We start from the raw sequence: 14,611 nt of genomic DNA on the forward strand, positions 1-14,611 counted from the left end.
ATATGTATGGGGGAGACAGAAAAAATAGTACAACATGATTTTTGACATAAAACGGAAGGCGGCGACATACAACATTACAAAGGGGGCGAGATGCGGTGAAGGAAATTGAAGTGATTATCGATACGGAAGAAATCGCTGAGTTTTTTTACCAAGAGCTCATCCGCCGCGGCTTTGTGCCAACGCAAGAGGAGCTTGAGGAGCTCGCGGATATTACGTTTGACTATTTGCTTGAAAAATGCATCATCGATGAAGAGATTGACATCGACGGGGAGTAGTCCTCGTCGTTTTATGATAAAGTTGATTTGGCCGCCGCGATGGCGGCCGTTTTCATCATGGCCAAATGCCGCTCGTAGCGGTTGGTCATGTCGCCCGAGGCCGGAAGCGGGAGCGTTTCAAGCGCCTGCATGATTGCCTCATCGGTGAACCAATCGCGATCGTCGCGGAACGGGTGCGCAAGATCCGGCCAAGCTGCCTCAAGGCGGGGGCTGTAAAGGCGGCGCCCATCAGGCGTTTCAGTGAACGACTGCGGCCAGAAGTCGGCGCGTGAGCCGCTGTGGGGGACGCAGCGGGCAAAGCGGCAGGCACCGCGAAACAGCCGGGCGTCAAACAGCAGCAGACTGTACAGCATTTTGCCGATATGGATGCGGTGGTGGACGTCGGCGAAATCGCGCACCGTCGTTCCGGCAAGCGCCACGCGGCGGCCTTTGGCATATGGGATGAGCACATCGTTGAACCCGAGCCATTGCTCGGCAATAAACGGCCAGCTCGACAGCACGCGGGTGCGGAAAAACGGATGTTCGATGACGCGAAGCTGGATGTACTGCTGCTCGTTGATGATAAGAGCAACCGTAAGAAGCGCGGCATTCTCTGTTTCCCAAAAATGTTCCCACATCGGCTTCATAAACGAAGACACCGCTAACGCCGGCAACAAATGAAACAGCGGCGTCTCCCTCCGTTTGCTTTCTTCGTACAGCAAAAGCTGCGGATAGGCGTCATGAAAAATGAGGGCATTGGCGCGCTCTAAAAACAAAAAAAGCGGCGCAACGATTTGTTCCGGCAGCAAAAGCGGAAGAAGGCCGCCGCGCAAATCAGTCATGTTCCAACCGCCGTTGCGCGAGACGAGATGGGCTAAAAACGCCCAATGGATTTCCCGATGGCGCTCAAAAAACGCCAAGTAGGCGGCCGTGCGCGTCACGTTGTTGCGGTTATGTTCCGCCGTTTTCCGCCGAATGGCGGCAACAATGCCCTTTTCTTCCGCGCTGAGTGGTCCGTTAGTCGGGACGGTTGCGCGGGCGGCCATCCGGCGAAGCAGGCCGTCATCGGCGAGGCGGACCGGATGACGATACAAAAAGGAACGGTAGGCATACTGAAGCGGATGGCGCAGCCAAGCGAACGGGCGAGTCGGCATCAGGCTGTCTCTCCTTTGCATCGTTTGTGGACTTTTGTCAGAAGACCGCGATCGTTTCGACAAAAGGAGTGCTCGTTTGCTGAAGGAATCGGCACGCCAAATCACCAAATAAGTACAATACACGTTTTTCTTGGCTCCGAAGACGATTCGCGGTCCCAACTATAGTATGGGATATACAGGATCGATTTATCATCTCCAACCGAGAAGCCCCCCACTTTCACGTGATCAGCGTAAGAGGGGGATGAATCGGTATCTTCCATTATGGATCTTCCCCTTGCCCGAAAAGAACAGAAGGTGTAAAATAACTATAACAAGAACGTGTGTTCTTTTTATGGTAGGGAAGATCATGAAAGCCTATCGGTTTTGGTTGGATCCCACAAGCCCATTTCCGATTCCGCCTGGCGGCGATTCCTCACGATGCTGGAATATAAAGCGAAAGGGTACGGGCGGACGTTGGTGTGTGTCGGAAGCACCTTCCCTTCGAGCCAATTGTGCTCGCGCTGCGGGCACCGACAGGCGGACGTGAAACCGCTGCCTATTCGGGAATGGGTGTGTCCGCAATGCGGAGCTGCACACGACCGAAACGAGAATGCCGCCCAAAATATCTTGAACGAAGGACTTCGTTTTCTGTCTTCGTAGGGCAGCTGAACCTTGGGACGCACGGGGATGGCTTAGTCAATAGCCTGCCGTGGGGCGGGTGTTCCCAAGAATCTCCCACCTCTACGCCTTTGCGTAGGTGGGAGAGCGTTCAAGGGGACAGGGGACATTGTGCTGATCGATGAGGGGCGAAAAGGACAGACGTACTATCGCCTTTGTCCGGACGGATGGAAACAAGCGGAACGTCAGCTCGTCTGTTGACGAAATATTCAAAAATATAGTCGCCGGCTGGCGGGAAGAGATGGTATAATATGAATAAAGCCCGGCCGTTTAGGGAACGGATAAGAAAGGAAAGGGGGCGGAATCGATGGAACATGGCGACCGATGGCGCGACATGCCGACGGTGGCGCCGGGCATTGACGATGATGAGGAACTGAACGAAAAGGCGACGAAAGAGGAAATTGAGCGTGGGGAGTATACGAGAGTCGTCACGCTCGCTTGGGACGAATCCGAGCCGTCGGAACCGCGATAGAAACCCTTGTATAGCACAAGGGTTTCTGCGATTTGTCACGATTCTGGATTGTCGTGGTGGCCCGGACCGTTTTTCCGGCCGCCGGCGGCGGAATATTCTTTGGCATGCGCCTTATCTTCAGCGATCAATGCTTCTTTTGGAATATGGTTGTTCTTTTTCTGCCCGTTAATGCGGTTGCGGTGTTTTTTGCCCATCGTTTTCCCTCCTTGAACCGTTGTCGTCGTTAGTGTATGCGGTCTGGCGGCGGTTCATCGGCGGAAAATGTTTGCAGGCGGCATAACGCGGGCGGGCGTAGGAGAAAAGAGGGAAGGGGGCGAAACGATGGCCGCACTGGCGCTGTCGCTGCTCTTGTGCGTCGTCTCGATTGCGGCATTGCTTTGGGTCAAAGGGCAAGTTGAGCGACTCTTGTTCCGTTGGAGAAGCGTGCCCCTTCTCCATGCGGTCAACGTCGTCATCATCGCCGCCATCGTCGCTGGTATGTACTATCGGCTCAGCGGCATCGACGTGTACTTGCGCGATTTGGCCGATATCAACGGGTTTTGGTACGTCTTTGCCGGAACGATGCAGCTCGTCTTGCCGCTCTATTTGTTTTCCTGCTGGCTCATCGCCAGGCGGCGCGAGCGTGAGAAAAAATATACGCGCAGCAAAGACAAAAAAGTGCTGTATATCAATGAGCGGTATTTGGCGCGCCGCCATCGCGGCGATTACCGCCGATCCAAAACATCATAAAAAAGAGAGCGGCTCCCCCGCAAACGACTCACCACCTACGCGAGTGCATAGGGGGAGCTTTCAGCGATTTGTATGTGTGCCAAACGACAAGTCACACAAGGACCCTTTCCGCTTCCCTTCGTTCCGAAGGTGCCCGTTTGAACAACACGTGATTCTATCCGTTGGCGATTGCCGACCGAAATTCATCTCCCACATTGACGGGTGCTCGTGCACCTTCACGTTTCGAAGTGGGAGACTTCTTTCGGAATGATGTTAGAATTTGGTCTTTTCCTTTTTCGATGTGGACGGCTGATTGTTTGATTTGGATGATGGATTGGTTTTGTTGGCGTATTCCACCGCTTGTTCGAGTTTCTTTTTCATCGGTCTTTTCCTCCTTTCTCCTCGGGCGGGCACACATAGTATGCCCGTTCGTCGCCTCGGCTACTCGAAGGAAGACTGCCATTTTCCGCAAACATATGATATGATAGACGAGGGCATGGCCCGACAACGATCGTTCAAACCAAAGGAGGAATCCCGTTGAGCGTACATATCGGAGCGAAGGCAGGGGAGATCGCGGAGCGCATTTTGCTGCCGGGTGATCCGCTGCGCGCCAAATACATTGCCGAAACGTTTCTGGAAGGAGCGGTATGCTACAACGAAGTGCGCGGCATGCTCGGGTTTACCGGGACGTATAAAGGGGAGCGCATTTCCGTGCAAGGGACCGGCATGGGCGTGCCGTCCATTTCGATTTATGTGAACGAACTGATCCAAAGCTACGGCGTAAAGACGCTCATCCGCGTCGGAACGTGCGGAGCGATTCAGCCGGATGTGCGCGTCCGCGACGTCATTTTGGCGATGAGCGCGTCGACCGATTCCAACATGAACCGGCTCATTTTCCGCGGCCGCGATTACGCGCCAACCGCCGATTTCCATCTGTTGCGGACGGCGTATGAAGTAGGTGTGGAAAAAGGGCTGGCGCTAAAAGTCGGCAATGTGTTCACCGCCGACATGTTTTACAATGATGAACCGAATTGGGAAACGTGGGCGCGCTACGGCGTATTGGCTGTCGAGATGGAAACGGCGGCGCTCTATACGCTGGCGGCGAAATTCGGCTGCCGGGCGCTGTCGGTGCTGACGGTCAGCGACCATATTCTCACCGGAGAAGAAACGACGGCTGAGGAGCGGCAAATGACGTTTAATGAAATGATTGAAGTGGCGCTTGAAGCGGCGATCCGCAATGGCGCGTGATTGGTCTGCCGGGCGCTTGGGCCTGGGAAAACAGAAAAGGAGAAGGAACATGAACCAGCGATGGCAAGCGGCGATGTTGGTGTGCCTGCTGCTCGCCGGCTGCCAAACAGGGGAGAGCGGCAGCAGCGGTGCGGCCGGCCCGTCTGGCCAGCCGCCGGAAAGCGCGGTGCACCCAAGCGATCATCAACAGGGGAAAACGAGCGAGAGCCCTGTCGATCCCGATTTGCAGCTTGAGGCCAAATATTGGAACATCGTCGAGGTGCGAAACGGACAAAAAGTGATTAAAAATCCTGACAACATTTTGGCGCTCGTCAATAAAGAGCAGTCGCTCCCGCCTGGCTATAAGCCGGCGGACTTGGTCGTGCCGCGCGTGCCGTTTTCGTTTGCTGACCCGAACGCGGAAAAACGGCATATGCGGGCCGAAGCGGCCGCGGCGCTTGAGGAGATGTTTGCCGCCGCCCGCCGCGATGGCATTGAGCTGGTGGCCGTGTCCGCTTATCGTTCATACGAGCGGCAGCAGGTGATTTTTGCTGAAGAAGTGCGGCAAAAAGGGAAGGAAAAAGCGGTTCAAGCGGTCGCTCACCCAGGGCAGAGCGAGCATCAGACAGGGCTGGCGGTCGATATCAGCAGCCGCTCGGCCGGCTGTCAGCTGACCGAATCGTTCGGGGCGACAAAAGAAGGGCAATGGGTAGCCGCCCATGCGCACGAGTACGGATTCATCATCCGCTACCCGAAAGGAAAGGAAGCGGTGACCGGCTACAAGTATGAGCCGTGGCATCTCCGCTACGTCGGGCGGAAGGCGGCCGCGGTGATAAAAAAGCGCGGCTTGACGCTTGAAGAATATTTCAAAGTAGCGAAAAAAGTGTGAAAACGGCGCCTCGTCGAGGACGCCGTTTTTCTTGCCAGCTATGGTTCGCAGCAAAAGACGCAATAGCCAAGACGGTCGCCGAATTGAGTTGTCAACTGTTGGTGCATCTGCCACATGCTCGCCATCTCCGGTGTCGGCGGAAGGGCGATGACGACGGGTGCCCCAAGGCTTGGCGCTTCGGCCGCAGCCGTGTAGGAAAACTGGCGGCAGCGGAAGCCGCTTTGTTCGAGCACTTCTTTCCACTCCGCTGGTGTCATTAGCCGACGGAAGCCGTAAAAGGCGGCGATTTGCTTTTGCTCGGCGGCAGTCAGCCGCTCATGACACGCTTCAATGCCGACGAATAGGCCATCGTTTTTGAGCACGCGGCGGATTTCGGCGAGCGCGTTTGGCAATGAAACGAAAGCAAGCACCGATTCAGAAAGCGCGAGGTCAAACGTCCCGGCGGGAAACGGGAGCGCTTCGACCGAGGCGCGATGCAAACGGATCGAGACCGCCTTGGCGGCAAAACGCTGTTTCGCCTTGGCGATCATCGTCGGGTGGATGTCGATGGCGGTGACGTTGGCCCCGTACTGTTCGGCGATATAAGCCGCCGTCTGTCCGGTGCCGCAGCCGACGTCAAGCACGGATGTCGAACGGTCGATATGGAGTTTACGTAAGATTTGTTTTGTTAACTCAAAACCGCCTGGGTGAGCGCCATCGATCCCCATGTCCGCCAACCAGTCTAAATATGCAGACATCTGTTCCTCTCCTTTTTTTGTTTCGACTTGGTTTATCATACGCAAATGCGCTCGATTTTGCCTTTAGACAAAAAATTTGCTTGTCCCTATTCTTATGAAAAAAGGAAATTTTCTTGCTGTAGACCCAACCGGCTTCAAGCTGGTACACTGATACGTGCAAGAATGAGATGGCTAGGTTGGTGAAGAAAGTGGATCGAAAACAAGGAGCCGAGGCGGGCGCACTGCTGAGCATTTTCGTCTATCTTCTCCTTTCGACCGGCAAGCTGTTGGCTGGGGCGGTGTTCGGCTCGGATGCGGTGGAAGCGGACGGTTGGAATAATTTGAGTGATATTATCGCTTCCTCGGCAGTCTATATCGGCATGAAAATCGCTAAAAAACCGCGTGATTGCAACCACCCGTACGGACATTCGCGGGCGGAGAACATCTCCTCGCTGTTGGCCGCTTTTTTGATGATGTCCATTGGCATTGACGTGATCACAAGCGGCGTCCGCTCGTTGTTCGGCAAGGAAAAGGCAGCGGCTCCTGACGTTTTAGCGGCTGTGGTTGCGCTCGCCTCGGCGGCCGTTATGATTGGCGTTTATGCAATCAATCGCCGGCTGGCGCGGCGGACGAACAGCATGGCGTTGGCGGCCGTGGCGAAAGACAATTTATCGGATGCGCTGGTGAGCATTGGCGCCGCCATTGGCATCGCCGGCGCGCGGCTTGGGTGGCCATGGCTTGATCCGCTGGCGGCGCTTGTTATCGGGGCGATGATTTGCAAGACGGCGTGGGAGGTGTTTATGGAGACGGCGCATACGCTCACCGACGGTTTTGATGAACAGCAGCTCGCCGTTTATAAAGACGAAATCGCGGCGGTGAGCGGCGTGCGTGATGTCGCTGACATTAAAGCGCGCATGTTAGGCAACGACATCGTGCTGGAAGTGACGATCCGCGTTGACTCGCATTTGACGGTGGCAAAAAGTCATGAAATCGCCGATGAAGTCGAGCGTTTGATGCGAAACCGGCATAACATTCGGGCGACGCACGTCCATGTGGAACCGGAAGCGGTGCGCTGACTGGCTTCGGGCGCATCGGCGGGGTGGACGCGGCCAAACCGTTGCCGCTGGTTTGTTTTTGGCGGCGGGAGGGGAGTAGTTTTGCGGCAAACAGCAAACAATACAATTAAAATCGTTTGCACGGAAAGGACGTCAGTCTATGGCTATCGAGCATAACTTTCGTTTGACGGTTGACGGAACGTACAAACGCCATGCGCCGGCAGGCAGCCAGTCGTGTTGGCTTCATTTCACCGCCGCCGCCAAGCCGGATTTGGAGCAGCTTCTTTCTTCGCTGTCCATTCACCCTCTCGCCCAACAGCGGCTGATGAATGGGACAGACATTCCGACGTTTGACGAATACGAAGGATGTTTCTTTTTATCGTTGTTTATCGTCCGCCCGGCCGGACGGACGGCGAACGTCCGCCTGCTCGCTGACGATCGGTATATGATCAGCTATATGGATGGAGACGACCCGCTTGTTGATCACGTCAAAGAACGTTTGTTGGACCATCGCGATCAGGCGCTCTATCCTGGGTATGTGCTGTATCACTTTTTAGACTTGGCCGCCATCCGTTTTTTGCAAGTCATCGACCAGATCGCCGACCGCATTCAGGCGCTTGAACGGCAAGTGTTTGCGACTCCGTTTGCCAACGAAATCGGGCGCGAGATTTATCGGATGAAAACACATCTTCATGAGCTGCGCCAAATCGCCGAGGCGCAGGAAGAAGCGATCAAAATGATCCGCCATGCTGATTTGCCGTATATCAACCAAGAGACGAATCCGTATATCGAGGAAGTGGCGTCGCGATTCTCTCGCGTGCCCGCCGCGCTCGACGCGTTTAAGGAATCATTGTCCGCCATTTTCGATTTGCAACTGTCGCTCAAATCAGATCATATGAACGTCATTATGAAGACATTGACATTGGTGAGCGTCATATTTTTGCCGATGACGTTTATCGCCGGTGTATATGGCATGAATTTTGCGTTTATGCCAGAGCTGAAATGGAGATACGGCTACCCGTTTGCCTTGTTGCTCATGGCAACCGTTGCTATGCTCATCGCCCTCTATTTTAAGCGAAAAGGTTGGTGGGGAGAGACGGGGACGAAAGAAAAATAGGCGTTTTTCTAGAAGGTCGGTGATTTAACGGAGAAAACGCTCCAGCAAGGAGCTTTCGCCAATGGATCAACGGCTCTTCCGTGCGTTCGTGGACCAATCTTTTTGAAGAAAACGCGGTTTTTCACCAATCTTCTAGAAATTTGGGCATTCGCCCGGCCGTTTGGGCGGGCGGGCGCATATGATGGCCCCGTGAACCGATGAAGGAGGTGCCCGCCGTGAGCGGTTTTGTCAACAGCGGTTATACGGTCGTCATCGTCCTGTTCATTTTACTGATTATTGTTGGCTGTGCCTGTGTCGCTTGATGAGCGAAAAAATAAGAAAGGGCGGCGGTCAAACGGGCCGCGAAGGGGGGCGGGCGCTCATATTCAGCTGCGCCCCTTCTCCATTGGGCAACCGCGTCGAGCGATGCGGGTGAGTGTTTTGATGGATAAAGTGAAGCGGCGGCGGTATAATGGAACAGAAATGATCATGGAAAAGGAGAAGACGACGTGGGGCATTGGAGCGAAGAAAAGCAAGGCATCTTGTATACTGCTGCTTCGTACTTGCTGTGGGGAGTATTGCCGCTTTACTGGAAACTGCTAGAGGCGCGCCCGGCGCTTGAGATTTTGGCGCACCGCATCGTTTGGTCGTTCGTGTTTATGGCCATCCTTTTGGCGGCGACTGGGCAGCTTGGCGCCTTCCGCCGGGAGCTTCGGGCGATGCGCCGCCGGCCGGCTAAGGCAAGGGGGATCGCCGCTGCTGCCGTGCTCATCAGCGCCAACTGGTTTGTCTACATATGGGCGGTGAATCATCATCATGTCGTTGAAACGAGCCTTGGCTATTATATCAACCCGCTTGTCAGCGTGGCGCTTGGGACGATCGTATTGCGCGAGCGGCTGAGCGTTGGGCAGTGGGCCGCTGTTTTTCTTGCTGCCGCCGGCGTGGCAGCGATGACGGCGGAATACGGATCGTTTCCGTGGGTCGCCATATCGCTCGCGTTGACGTTCGGGTTTTATGGCTTAGTGAAAAAACTGGCCAGCGTTGACTCATCCATTGGCTTGACGCTTGAAACGATGGCCGTCATGCCGCTTTCAGCCGTTTACTTATTATGGGTGTACAACGAAACGCCAGCCCTCGTCAAGACGGCCGAATGGTGGCAATGGGCGCTGTTGGCTGGAGCCGGGCCAGCGACGGCCGTGCCGCTTTTGTATTTCGCCAAAGGGGCGAAGCGTGTGTCGATGACAACACTTGGTTTTTTGCAATACATTTCGCCGACGATCAGCCTTCTCCTTGGCGTCTTTTTGTTCGGCGAGCCGTTTACGAAAGCACATTTCTATGCGTTTAGCTGCATCTGGGCGGCGCTTATTTTGTTTTCCGCTGTTCAAATCAAGCAAGCGCCAGGGCGGAAAAAATGGAAGCGAAACTCGCTCGAGGCGTAGCAGCGGTCCGAGGACGGGCCGCTTTTTTTCCATTTCTGCGGCAAATACCCATTTTTGCTGAAACATCTAACCATTTCCTCGGCTTCTGAATAGTCTACTAGTACAAAAACGAAGGAGGTGCTGGCAAATGGGTGCAGCTTACGGCGGCGGATTCGCGTTGATCGTCGTTCTGTTCATCTTGTTGATTATTGTCGGATGCGCATGTGTCGGTGGTTGGGTGTACTGATGCCTCTTACTTGCTAACAAGGAGGTGACGAATATGCCATATGGCTTGTATGGCTGGGGTGGCTATGGCTTCGGTTATCCGGGCTGGGGCGGCTACGGCCACGGCTACGGCTTCGTGCTGATCGTCGTTTTGTTTATTTTGCTCATTATCGTCGGGGCAACATGGTGCTAGGCGGATGATGGGCATGCGGGGGGAGACGGCCGGGCAACGGCTGTTTCCCCCGCTATTTTTTGAAAGAGGGAGGAAGATGGGAGGGAAGAGGAGAAATATAAGGAGAATAAAAAAATGGAAGTAGCGTGGAGGGTAAGAAAATGAAACGCATTCCGAAAGATGTTGTCGCGACGTTTTCGATCGTCGCGTTCGATCCGGCGACCGAGGAGCTTGGAATCGCTGTTCAATCGAAATTTTTAGGCGTTGGTGCGGTTGTTCCGTGGGCGAAAGCGGGTGTCGGAGCGGTGGCGACGCAATCGTACGCCAACACGTCGTACGGACCGCGCGGCCTCGAATGGATGGCAAAAGGGAAATCGGCGCAAGAAACGCTTGAGTTGCTCGTTGCCGATGACAGCGAGCGCGATTTGCGCCAAGTCGGCATCGTGGATGCGAAAGGACGGGCGGCGACGTTCACCGGGAAAAAATGTTACCCGTGGGCCGGGGGCATCACCGGGCCGAACTATGCGGCTCAAGGCAATATTTTAGCCGGCGAGGAAACGGTGCTGGCAATGGGAAGGACGTTTGAGCAGACAAAAGGTCCGCTCGCCGAGCGATTGCTAAAGGCGCTTCAAGCTGGTCAGGCAGCGGGGGGCGACCGCCGCGGGCAACAGTCGGCCGCTTTGCTTGTCGTGAAAGAAGGAGGGGGATATGGCGGCTACAACGACCGTTATATCGACTTGCGTGTCGATGATCACCCGCGGCCGATCGATGAGCTCATTCGCTTGTATCAGTTGCGCCAGTTGTATTTTGAGAAGCCTCGTCCTGAAAAGGTGACGGCGGTGGAAGGCGCCGTCCAAGAAGAGGTGGCCGCGCAGTTGGTCCGTCTCGGCTATTTGTCGAAAGAGCGCTCGGCGGATCGCGAGGCGCTTCATGAGGCGCTGACCGTGTATATACATACAGAAAATTTTGAGGAGCGCCAAGTGGAGAAAGGAAAAATCGACCTCGATGTATTACAGTATATGAAGCAGCAGCCGTCGCCTAACGAGGTCGGCTAAGGGAAACCGGCCTTGTCGACTGCATGATCCATCATGCTGCAACAAAAAGGGGCTGACCCAAAACGCGAATGCGTTTTGGGATCAGCCCCCACTTTTTTGCCCCAAATATAGAAGAATCGCCCTTTTTTCTGGTAGAATAGAGTCACCGAAACCACTACCACCGAAAGAAGGGCGATTCTTTTATGAAACATGATCATATTTCCTTTAAAGAGTATACCATGGACAACCTCTCTTTGCCAAGCAACATCGCCGATCTCATTCCGCGGGATAACATGGCCCACGTGGTTCATGAGATGGTTGAACGCATCCCCATGGAGACGTTTCTCCCTTACTACAAAGGAGGGGGCACCTCCGCCTATCATCCGAAAATGATGACCAAAATTCTCCTTTACGCTTACACCCATGAACAAAAACAGAAAGCCCGCGAACGGCTGGAGAGTGAAGAAGGGCAAGCCCGATACCGCCAACGCAAAACCGACATTGAGAGTGTGTTTGGGCAAATCAAACAAAATCGCGGGTTTCGTCGCTTTGTCCTGCGAGGCCTCCAAAAAGTTTCCATCGAATGGGGGCTGATTTGTGCTGCCCACAATCTTCTCAAAAAAGCCGCTAGGGACAAGCAATTGTCCTTGGTGGCGTAAATCAGGGGGGTGAACAGAGTCGGAATTTTCTTCCGTTTGGTAAAATATACAAAAACCAAAGAGGGCTGACTCCAAAAGTCCGCTTTTTGGCGGACTTTTGGGTCAGCCCCTTGTTTATCGACCGCTCCCTCTTAAAAGGCGCATGGCGCGCGCCCGCTGTCATGCCTGCGCCAAACGGCCCGCAGGCGAAAGCTGAGAAACAGTGCGCCCGCTGCCAATCCGGCGATCAGGCCGATCCAATAGCCGAACGCCCCGGCGGCAGTCAGTAGAGCGAGCGCGCAGCCAAGCGGAAGCCCAACGCCCCAATAGGCGAGAAGAGCGGACCAAAAGACGGCGTTTACCTCTTTATAGCCCCGCAGCGCCCCTTGGATGGGAGCGGCGATGGCATCGGAAACTTGAAAGAAGATCGCATAGAGCAAAAACTTCCCCGTCAACGCCGCCACTGTCGGATCGTTTGTATACAGCCGGGCGACATGGCTGCGGAAGGCGAAAAGGAACAGCGCTGCGGCGGCGGCGACGGCCAAGGCGAGGGTGATGCCGATCAAGCAATATTGTTTGGCGGCTTCATAACGGTTGGCCCCAGCTTCAACGCCCACGGCGATCGTCAGCGCCATCGATAAGCTGAGTGGAATCATATACAACAGTGAAGCGAAGTTGAGGGCGCTTTGATGCGCGGCGACCGTTTCCGCGCCAAACCGGCCGACAAGCAGCGTCACAGCAGCGAAAATGCTCGTTTCAAAAAAGATGGCCGACCCGATCGGCACCCCGGTTTTCAGCAACTCTTTCCATGCGGCCCATGACGGACGGTAAAAACGGACGAGCACGTGATAGGGAGCCAAGCGGCGAAATTTCAAAGCGGCAAAGGCAGCGGCCGCGAAGCAGTACGCATACGTGATTGCTGTCGCGTAACCAGTGCCGATGCCGCCAAGGCGTGGAAATCCGCCATGCCCGTAAATCAACAGCCAGTTGAACAGCATATTGACCGGCAAGGCGGTGAGCGTAATCCACATCGTCACTTTCGTTTGCCCAAGCGCATCGATGAAATAGCGGAGCACAGAATAAAGAAACAGAGGGATGATCCCAAACGACAAGGCGCGCAAATAATGAAAGGCGATATGCCGAACGTTTTCATCCAAAGACATCTGTTTCAAGATAAACGGCACGGTGGCGGCGCCGATCAGGACAATGGCGACAGCAAGCGCGACAGCCAAGTAGAGCGCCTGGGCGACGGTGCGAGCGATCGAGTCATGCCGTCCGGCGCCGAAATGGTGTGAGATGATCGGGGACAGGGCCAGCAAAATGCCGCCGACGCCGGTAAACACCGGCACCCATAGGCTTGAGCCGATCGCGACGCCGGCAAGATCTTCGGCGCTCGCATGACCGGACATGGAGACATCGACAAAGTTCATGGCATATTGACCGGTTTGCGAAACAAAAATGGGAAGAAACAAGGCGAACAGGCGCCGCCATTTGCCGTTGGGCGGAGCGGTCGTTGCCATAATGGCTCCTCCTTTTCTGTGATAAAGTGACACATTGTTCTAAATCATCAATTTCTCCGCTTCCGAAGCCGGGATGGCCTCCTCCCTCTTCGGAAGCGGTTTATGACGAAAGAAACGGCGGCTGGATGCAAAGCGGAAATTCGATCAAAAAACACGTGCCGCACGTGTCGCTTTGCACTTTCATCGTCCCGCGATGCAGTTCGACGATTTTTTTCGATAATGACAGGCCGAGCCCGGTTCCCGTTTCCTTCGTTGAAAAAAACGGATCGAAAACATGGTCGATGACCGACGGCGGAATGCCGGGCCCATCGTCGCAGAAGCGAAGCTGAACGAGATGGTTGATTTTTCGGCTGCAGATCGACACCGTCATCGTTTTCGCCACTTTCGCTTCCACGGCGTTGCGAAATAAGTTTAAAAACACTTGCAAAAGCTGGCTGCGGTCGCCGCTCATTTCGTAATCGTCAAGCTGGTCATCAAGGTCAAAATGGACGTCGACGTTATGCAATAGCGCCTCGCTTTGCAATAGGACGCCGACATCGTCGCGCAAAAAGCGGTGCAAGTTGAACGTCTCCATTTTGACGTCCGCCGGCTTGGCGATATTTAAAAAATCAGTGATAATGTCGTTCGCCCGGTCGAGCTCAGGAATTAAAAGCCGCTCAACGAGCGAGGCGATGCGATCCGGCAAGTCGCTTTTCAACAGTTGCAAATACCCGCGCACCGTCGTCAGCGGATTGCGGATTTCATGGGCGATGCCGGCGGCGATGCGGCCGGCGACCGCCAGCTTTTCTGTTTCTTTCATCATATTGAGCGACTGAAACATACTGATGACTCGTTTGACCGATCCGTCATCGTTGTAAATAAAACGGGTGTTGACGATGCCGTAAAACCGGTCAAGCACCTCGTGATTGTAAAGCGGCTCGCCTTTTTCGAGCGACTGGAGCGTCGCGATCAGTTCATCGGGAAGCTTCAGCAGCTCACGAATATGTTTGCCGATGATGGCGTCGCGATCCACGCCGGTGTCAACAGCCGCCTGCAAATTGCAAAGCGTGATGATGCCCTGGGCGTCGACAAAGACGATATGGTGCGGAACGAGATCGAGCAACGGCGTTAAAAACGCTTCAACCTTTTCAAACGGCACATCGCGGTGCAAGTCAATATCCCACTGCCATTCCGCTTCCTTTTCAAGGGCCGGCGGAATGGTGCGAAGGTGCGGCCGGACGTCGCCGCGCTTTTTTTCGATGGCGATTCCACTTTCGTAATCGGCAAAGGTGAACGGAAACGGAATCTTTTCGATGAGCCGCTCATAAGCGCGCAGCTTTCGTTCGAGCTCTTCGGTATGTTGTTGCATCAATCGGTTGTTCATCCTTCCAAACCCC

18 protein-coding genes and 3 pseudogenes are annotated in these 14,611 nt (G+C 54.7%); 16 read left to right on the forward strand and 5 right to left on the reverse strand.

Annotation, left to right across the window (positions count from 1 at the left end; genetic code table 11):
- The first annotated feature begins 95 nt into the window (after positions 1-95).
- Positions 96-275: a YozD family protein gene (locus tag BRO54_RS04445; protein WP_011231069.1), complete on the forward strand. Its 180-nt coding sequence runs from the start codon at positions 96-98 to the stop codon at positions 273-275.
- Between the two features lie 11 nt (positions 276-286).
- On the opposite strand, the gene BRO54_RS04450 is transcribed toward BRO54_RS04445, so the two are convergent.
- Positions 287-1,408: a DUF2515 domain-containing protein gene (locus BRO54_RS04450; RefSeq protein ID WP_074043225.1), complete on the reverse strand. Its 1,122-nt coding sequence runs from the start codon at positions 1,406-1,408 to the stop codon at positions 287-289.
- A 318-nt stretch (positions 1,409-1,726) separates the two neighbouring features.
- Between BRO54_RS04450 and BRO54_RS04455 the strand changes: the two genes are divergently transcribed.
- The 3 genes and pseudogenes from BRO54_RS04455 (at position 1,727) to BRO54_RS20005 (ending at position 2,537) form a co-directional block, all read left to right on the forward strand.
- Positions 1,727-2,047: a zinc ribbon domain-containing protein gene (locus BRO54_RS04455; protein ID WP_275651042.1), complete on the forward strand. Its 321-nt coding sequence runs from the start codon at positions 1,727-1,729 to the stop codon at positions 2,045-2,047.
- A gap of 108 nt (positions 2,048-2,155) precedes the next feature.
- Positions 2,156-2,266, forward strand: a pseudogene (locus BRO54_RS20410) (hypothetical protein); the annotation flags it as partial.
- Between the two features lie 106 nt (positions 2,267-2,372).
- A complete protein-coding gene (locus tag BRO54_RS20005) occupies positions 2,373-2,537 on the forward strand; it encodes a hypothetical protein (protein ID WP_167367372.1) in 165 nt (54 codons plus the stop codon).
- A 35-nt stretch (positions 2,538-2,572) separates the two neighbouring features.
- On the opposite strand, the gene BRO54_RS20010 is transcribed toward BRO54_RS20005, so the two are convergent.
- A complete protein-coding gene (locus BRO54_RS20010) occupies positions 2,573-2,731 on the reverse strand; it encodes a hypothetical protein (protein ID WP_167367373.1) in 159 nt (52 codons plus the stop codon).
- A 127-nt stretch (positions 2,732-2,858) separates the two neighbouring features.
- Between BRO54_RS20010 and BRO54_RS04460 the strand changes: the two genes are divergently transcribed.
- The 3 genes from BRO54_RS04460 to BRO54_RS04470 all read left to right on the forward strand — a co-directional run bounded on the left by BRO54_RS04460 (position 2,859) and on the right by BRO54_RS04470 (position 5,361).
- The gene (locus BRO54_RS04460; protein ID WP_074043226.1) at positions 2,859-3,266 is read left to right on the forward strand and encodes a hypothetical protein; all 408 of its coding nucleotides are present in this window, start codon (positions 2,859-2,861) and stop codon (positions 3,264-3,266) included.
- Between the two features lie 516 nt (positions 3,267-3,782).
- A complete protein-coding gene (gene deoD / locus BRO54_RS04465) occupies positions 3,783-4,493 on the forward strand; it encodes a purine-nucleoside phosphorylase (protein WP_013145436.1) in 711 nt (236 codons plus the stop codon).
- A 49-nt stretch (positions 4,494-4,542) separates the two neighbouring features.
- Positions 4,543-5,361, forward strand: coding sequence for a M15 family metallopeptidase (locus tag BRO54_RS04470; protein ID WP_074043227.1), 819 nt, complete (start codon positions 4,543-4,545; stop codon positions 5,359-5,361).
- Between the two features lie 38 nt (positions 5,362-5,399).
- On the opposite strand, the gene BRO54_RS04475 is transcribed toward BRO54_RS04470, so the two are convergent.
- Positions 5,400-6,098: a class I SAM-dependent methyltransferase gene (locus BRO54_RS04475; protein WP_074043228.1), complete on the reverse strand. Its 699-nt coding sequence runs from the start codon at positions 6,096-6,098 to the stop codon at positions 5,400-5,402.
- A gap of 167 nt (positions 6,099-6,265) precedes the next feature.
- Between BRO54_RS04475 and BRO54_RS04480 the strand changes: the two genes are divergently transcribed.
- The 9 genes and pseudogenes from BRO54_RS04480 to BRO54_RS20415 form a co-directional block, all read left to right on the forward strand.
- Positions 6,266-7,153 (forward strand): cation diffusion facilitator family transporter, encoded by an 888-nt coding sequence (locus BRO54_RS04480; RefSeq protein ID WP_049775744.1) that lies wholly within the window; start codon positions 6,266-6,268, stop codon positions 7,151-7,153.
- 139 nt (positions 7,154-7,292) lie between these two features.
- A complete protein-coding gene (gene corA, locus BRO54_RS04485) occupies positions 7,293-8,249 on the forward strand; it encodes a magnesium/cobalt transporter CorA (protein ID WP_074043229.1) in 957 nt (318 codons plus the stop codon).
- A gap of 197 nt (positions 8,250-8,446) precedes the next feature.
- Positions 8,447-8,551 carry a YjcZ family sporulation protein gene (locus BRO54_RS04490; RefSeq protein WP_013145431.1) on the forward strand — a complete coding sequence of 35 codons (105 nt, stop codon included), beginning with the start codon at positions 8,447-8,449 and terminating at the stop codon, positions 8,549-8,551.
- 186 nt (positions 8,552-8,737) lie between these two features.
- Positions 8,738-9,667: an EamA family transporter RarD gene (gene rarD, locus BRO54_RS04495; protein ID WP_074043230.1), complete on the forward strand. Its 930-nt coding sequence runs from the start codon at positions 8,738-8,740 to the stop codon at positions 9,665-9,667.
- A gap of 127 nt (positions 9,668-9,794) precedes the next feature.
- Positions 9,795-9,893 carry a YjcZ family sporulation protein gene (locus tag BRO54_RS04500; RefSeq protein ID WP_013145429.1) on the forward strand — a complete coding sequence of 33 codons (99 nt, stop codon included), beginning with the start codon at positions 9,795-9,797 and terminating at the stop codon, positions 9,891-9,893.
- Positions 9,894-9,926: 33 nt separating this feature from the next.
- Positions 9,927-10,064: a YjcZ family sporulation protein gene (locus BRO54_RS04505; protein ID WP_013145428.1), complete on the forward strand. Its 138-nt coding sequence runs from the start codon at positions 9,927-9,929 to the stop codon at positions 10,062-10,064.
- Positions 10,065-10,204: 140 nt separating this feature from the next.
- Complete coding sequence (locus BRO54_RS04510) at positions 10,205-11,098, forward strand: DUF1028 domain-containing protein (RefSeq protein WP_074043231.1); 894 nt, start codon at positions 10,205-10,207, stop codon at positions 11,096-11,098.
- Between the two features lie 293 nt (positions 11,099-11,391).
- Positions 11,392-11,448 (forward strand): annotated as a pseudogene (locus BRO54_RS21040) (hypothetical protein); the annotation flags it as partial.
- A 72-nt stretch (positions 11,449-11,520) separates the two neighbouring features.
- Positions 11,521-11,736, forward strand: a pseudogene (locus tag BRO54_RS20415) (transposase); the annotation flags it as partial.
- 131 nt (positions 11,737-11,867) lie between these two features.
- Here the strand turns inward: BRO54_RS20415 and BRO54_RS04520 are convergent.
- Both BRO54_RS04520 and BRO54_RS04525 read right to left on the reverse strand, forming a co-directional pair.
- Entirely contained in the window at positions 11,868-13,235 is a 1,368-nt protein-coding gene (locus tag BRO54_RS04520; RefSeq protein WP_074043232.1) for an MATE family efflux transporter, read from the reverse strand.
- Between the two features lie 100 nt (positions 13,236-13,335).
- The gene (locus tag BRO54_RS04525) at positions 13,336-14,598 is read right to left on the reverse strand and encodes a two-component system sensor histidine kinase NtrB (RefSeq protein WP_074043233.1); all 1,263 of its coding nucleotides are present in this window, start codon (positions 14,596-14,598) and stop codon (positions 13,336-13,338) included.
- Between the last annotated feature and the right edge of the window lie 13 nt (positions 14,599-14,611).

It is taken from the genome of Geobacillus proteiniphilus, assembly GCF_001908025.1.
GTDB lineage: Bacteria > Bacillota > Bacilli > Bacillales > Anoxybacillaceae > Geobacillus > Geobacillus proteiniphilus.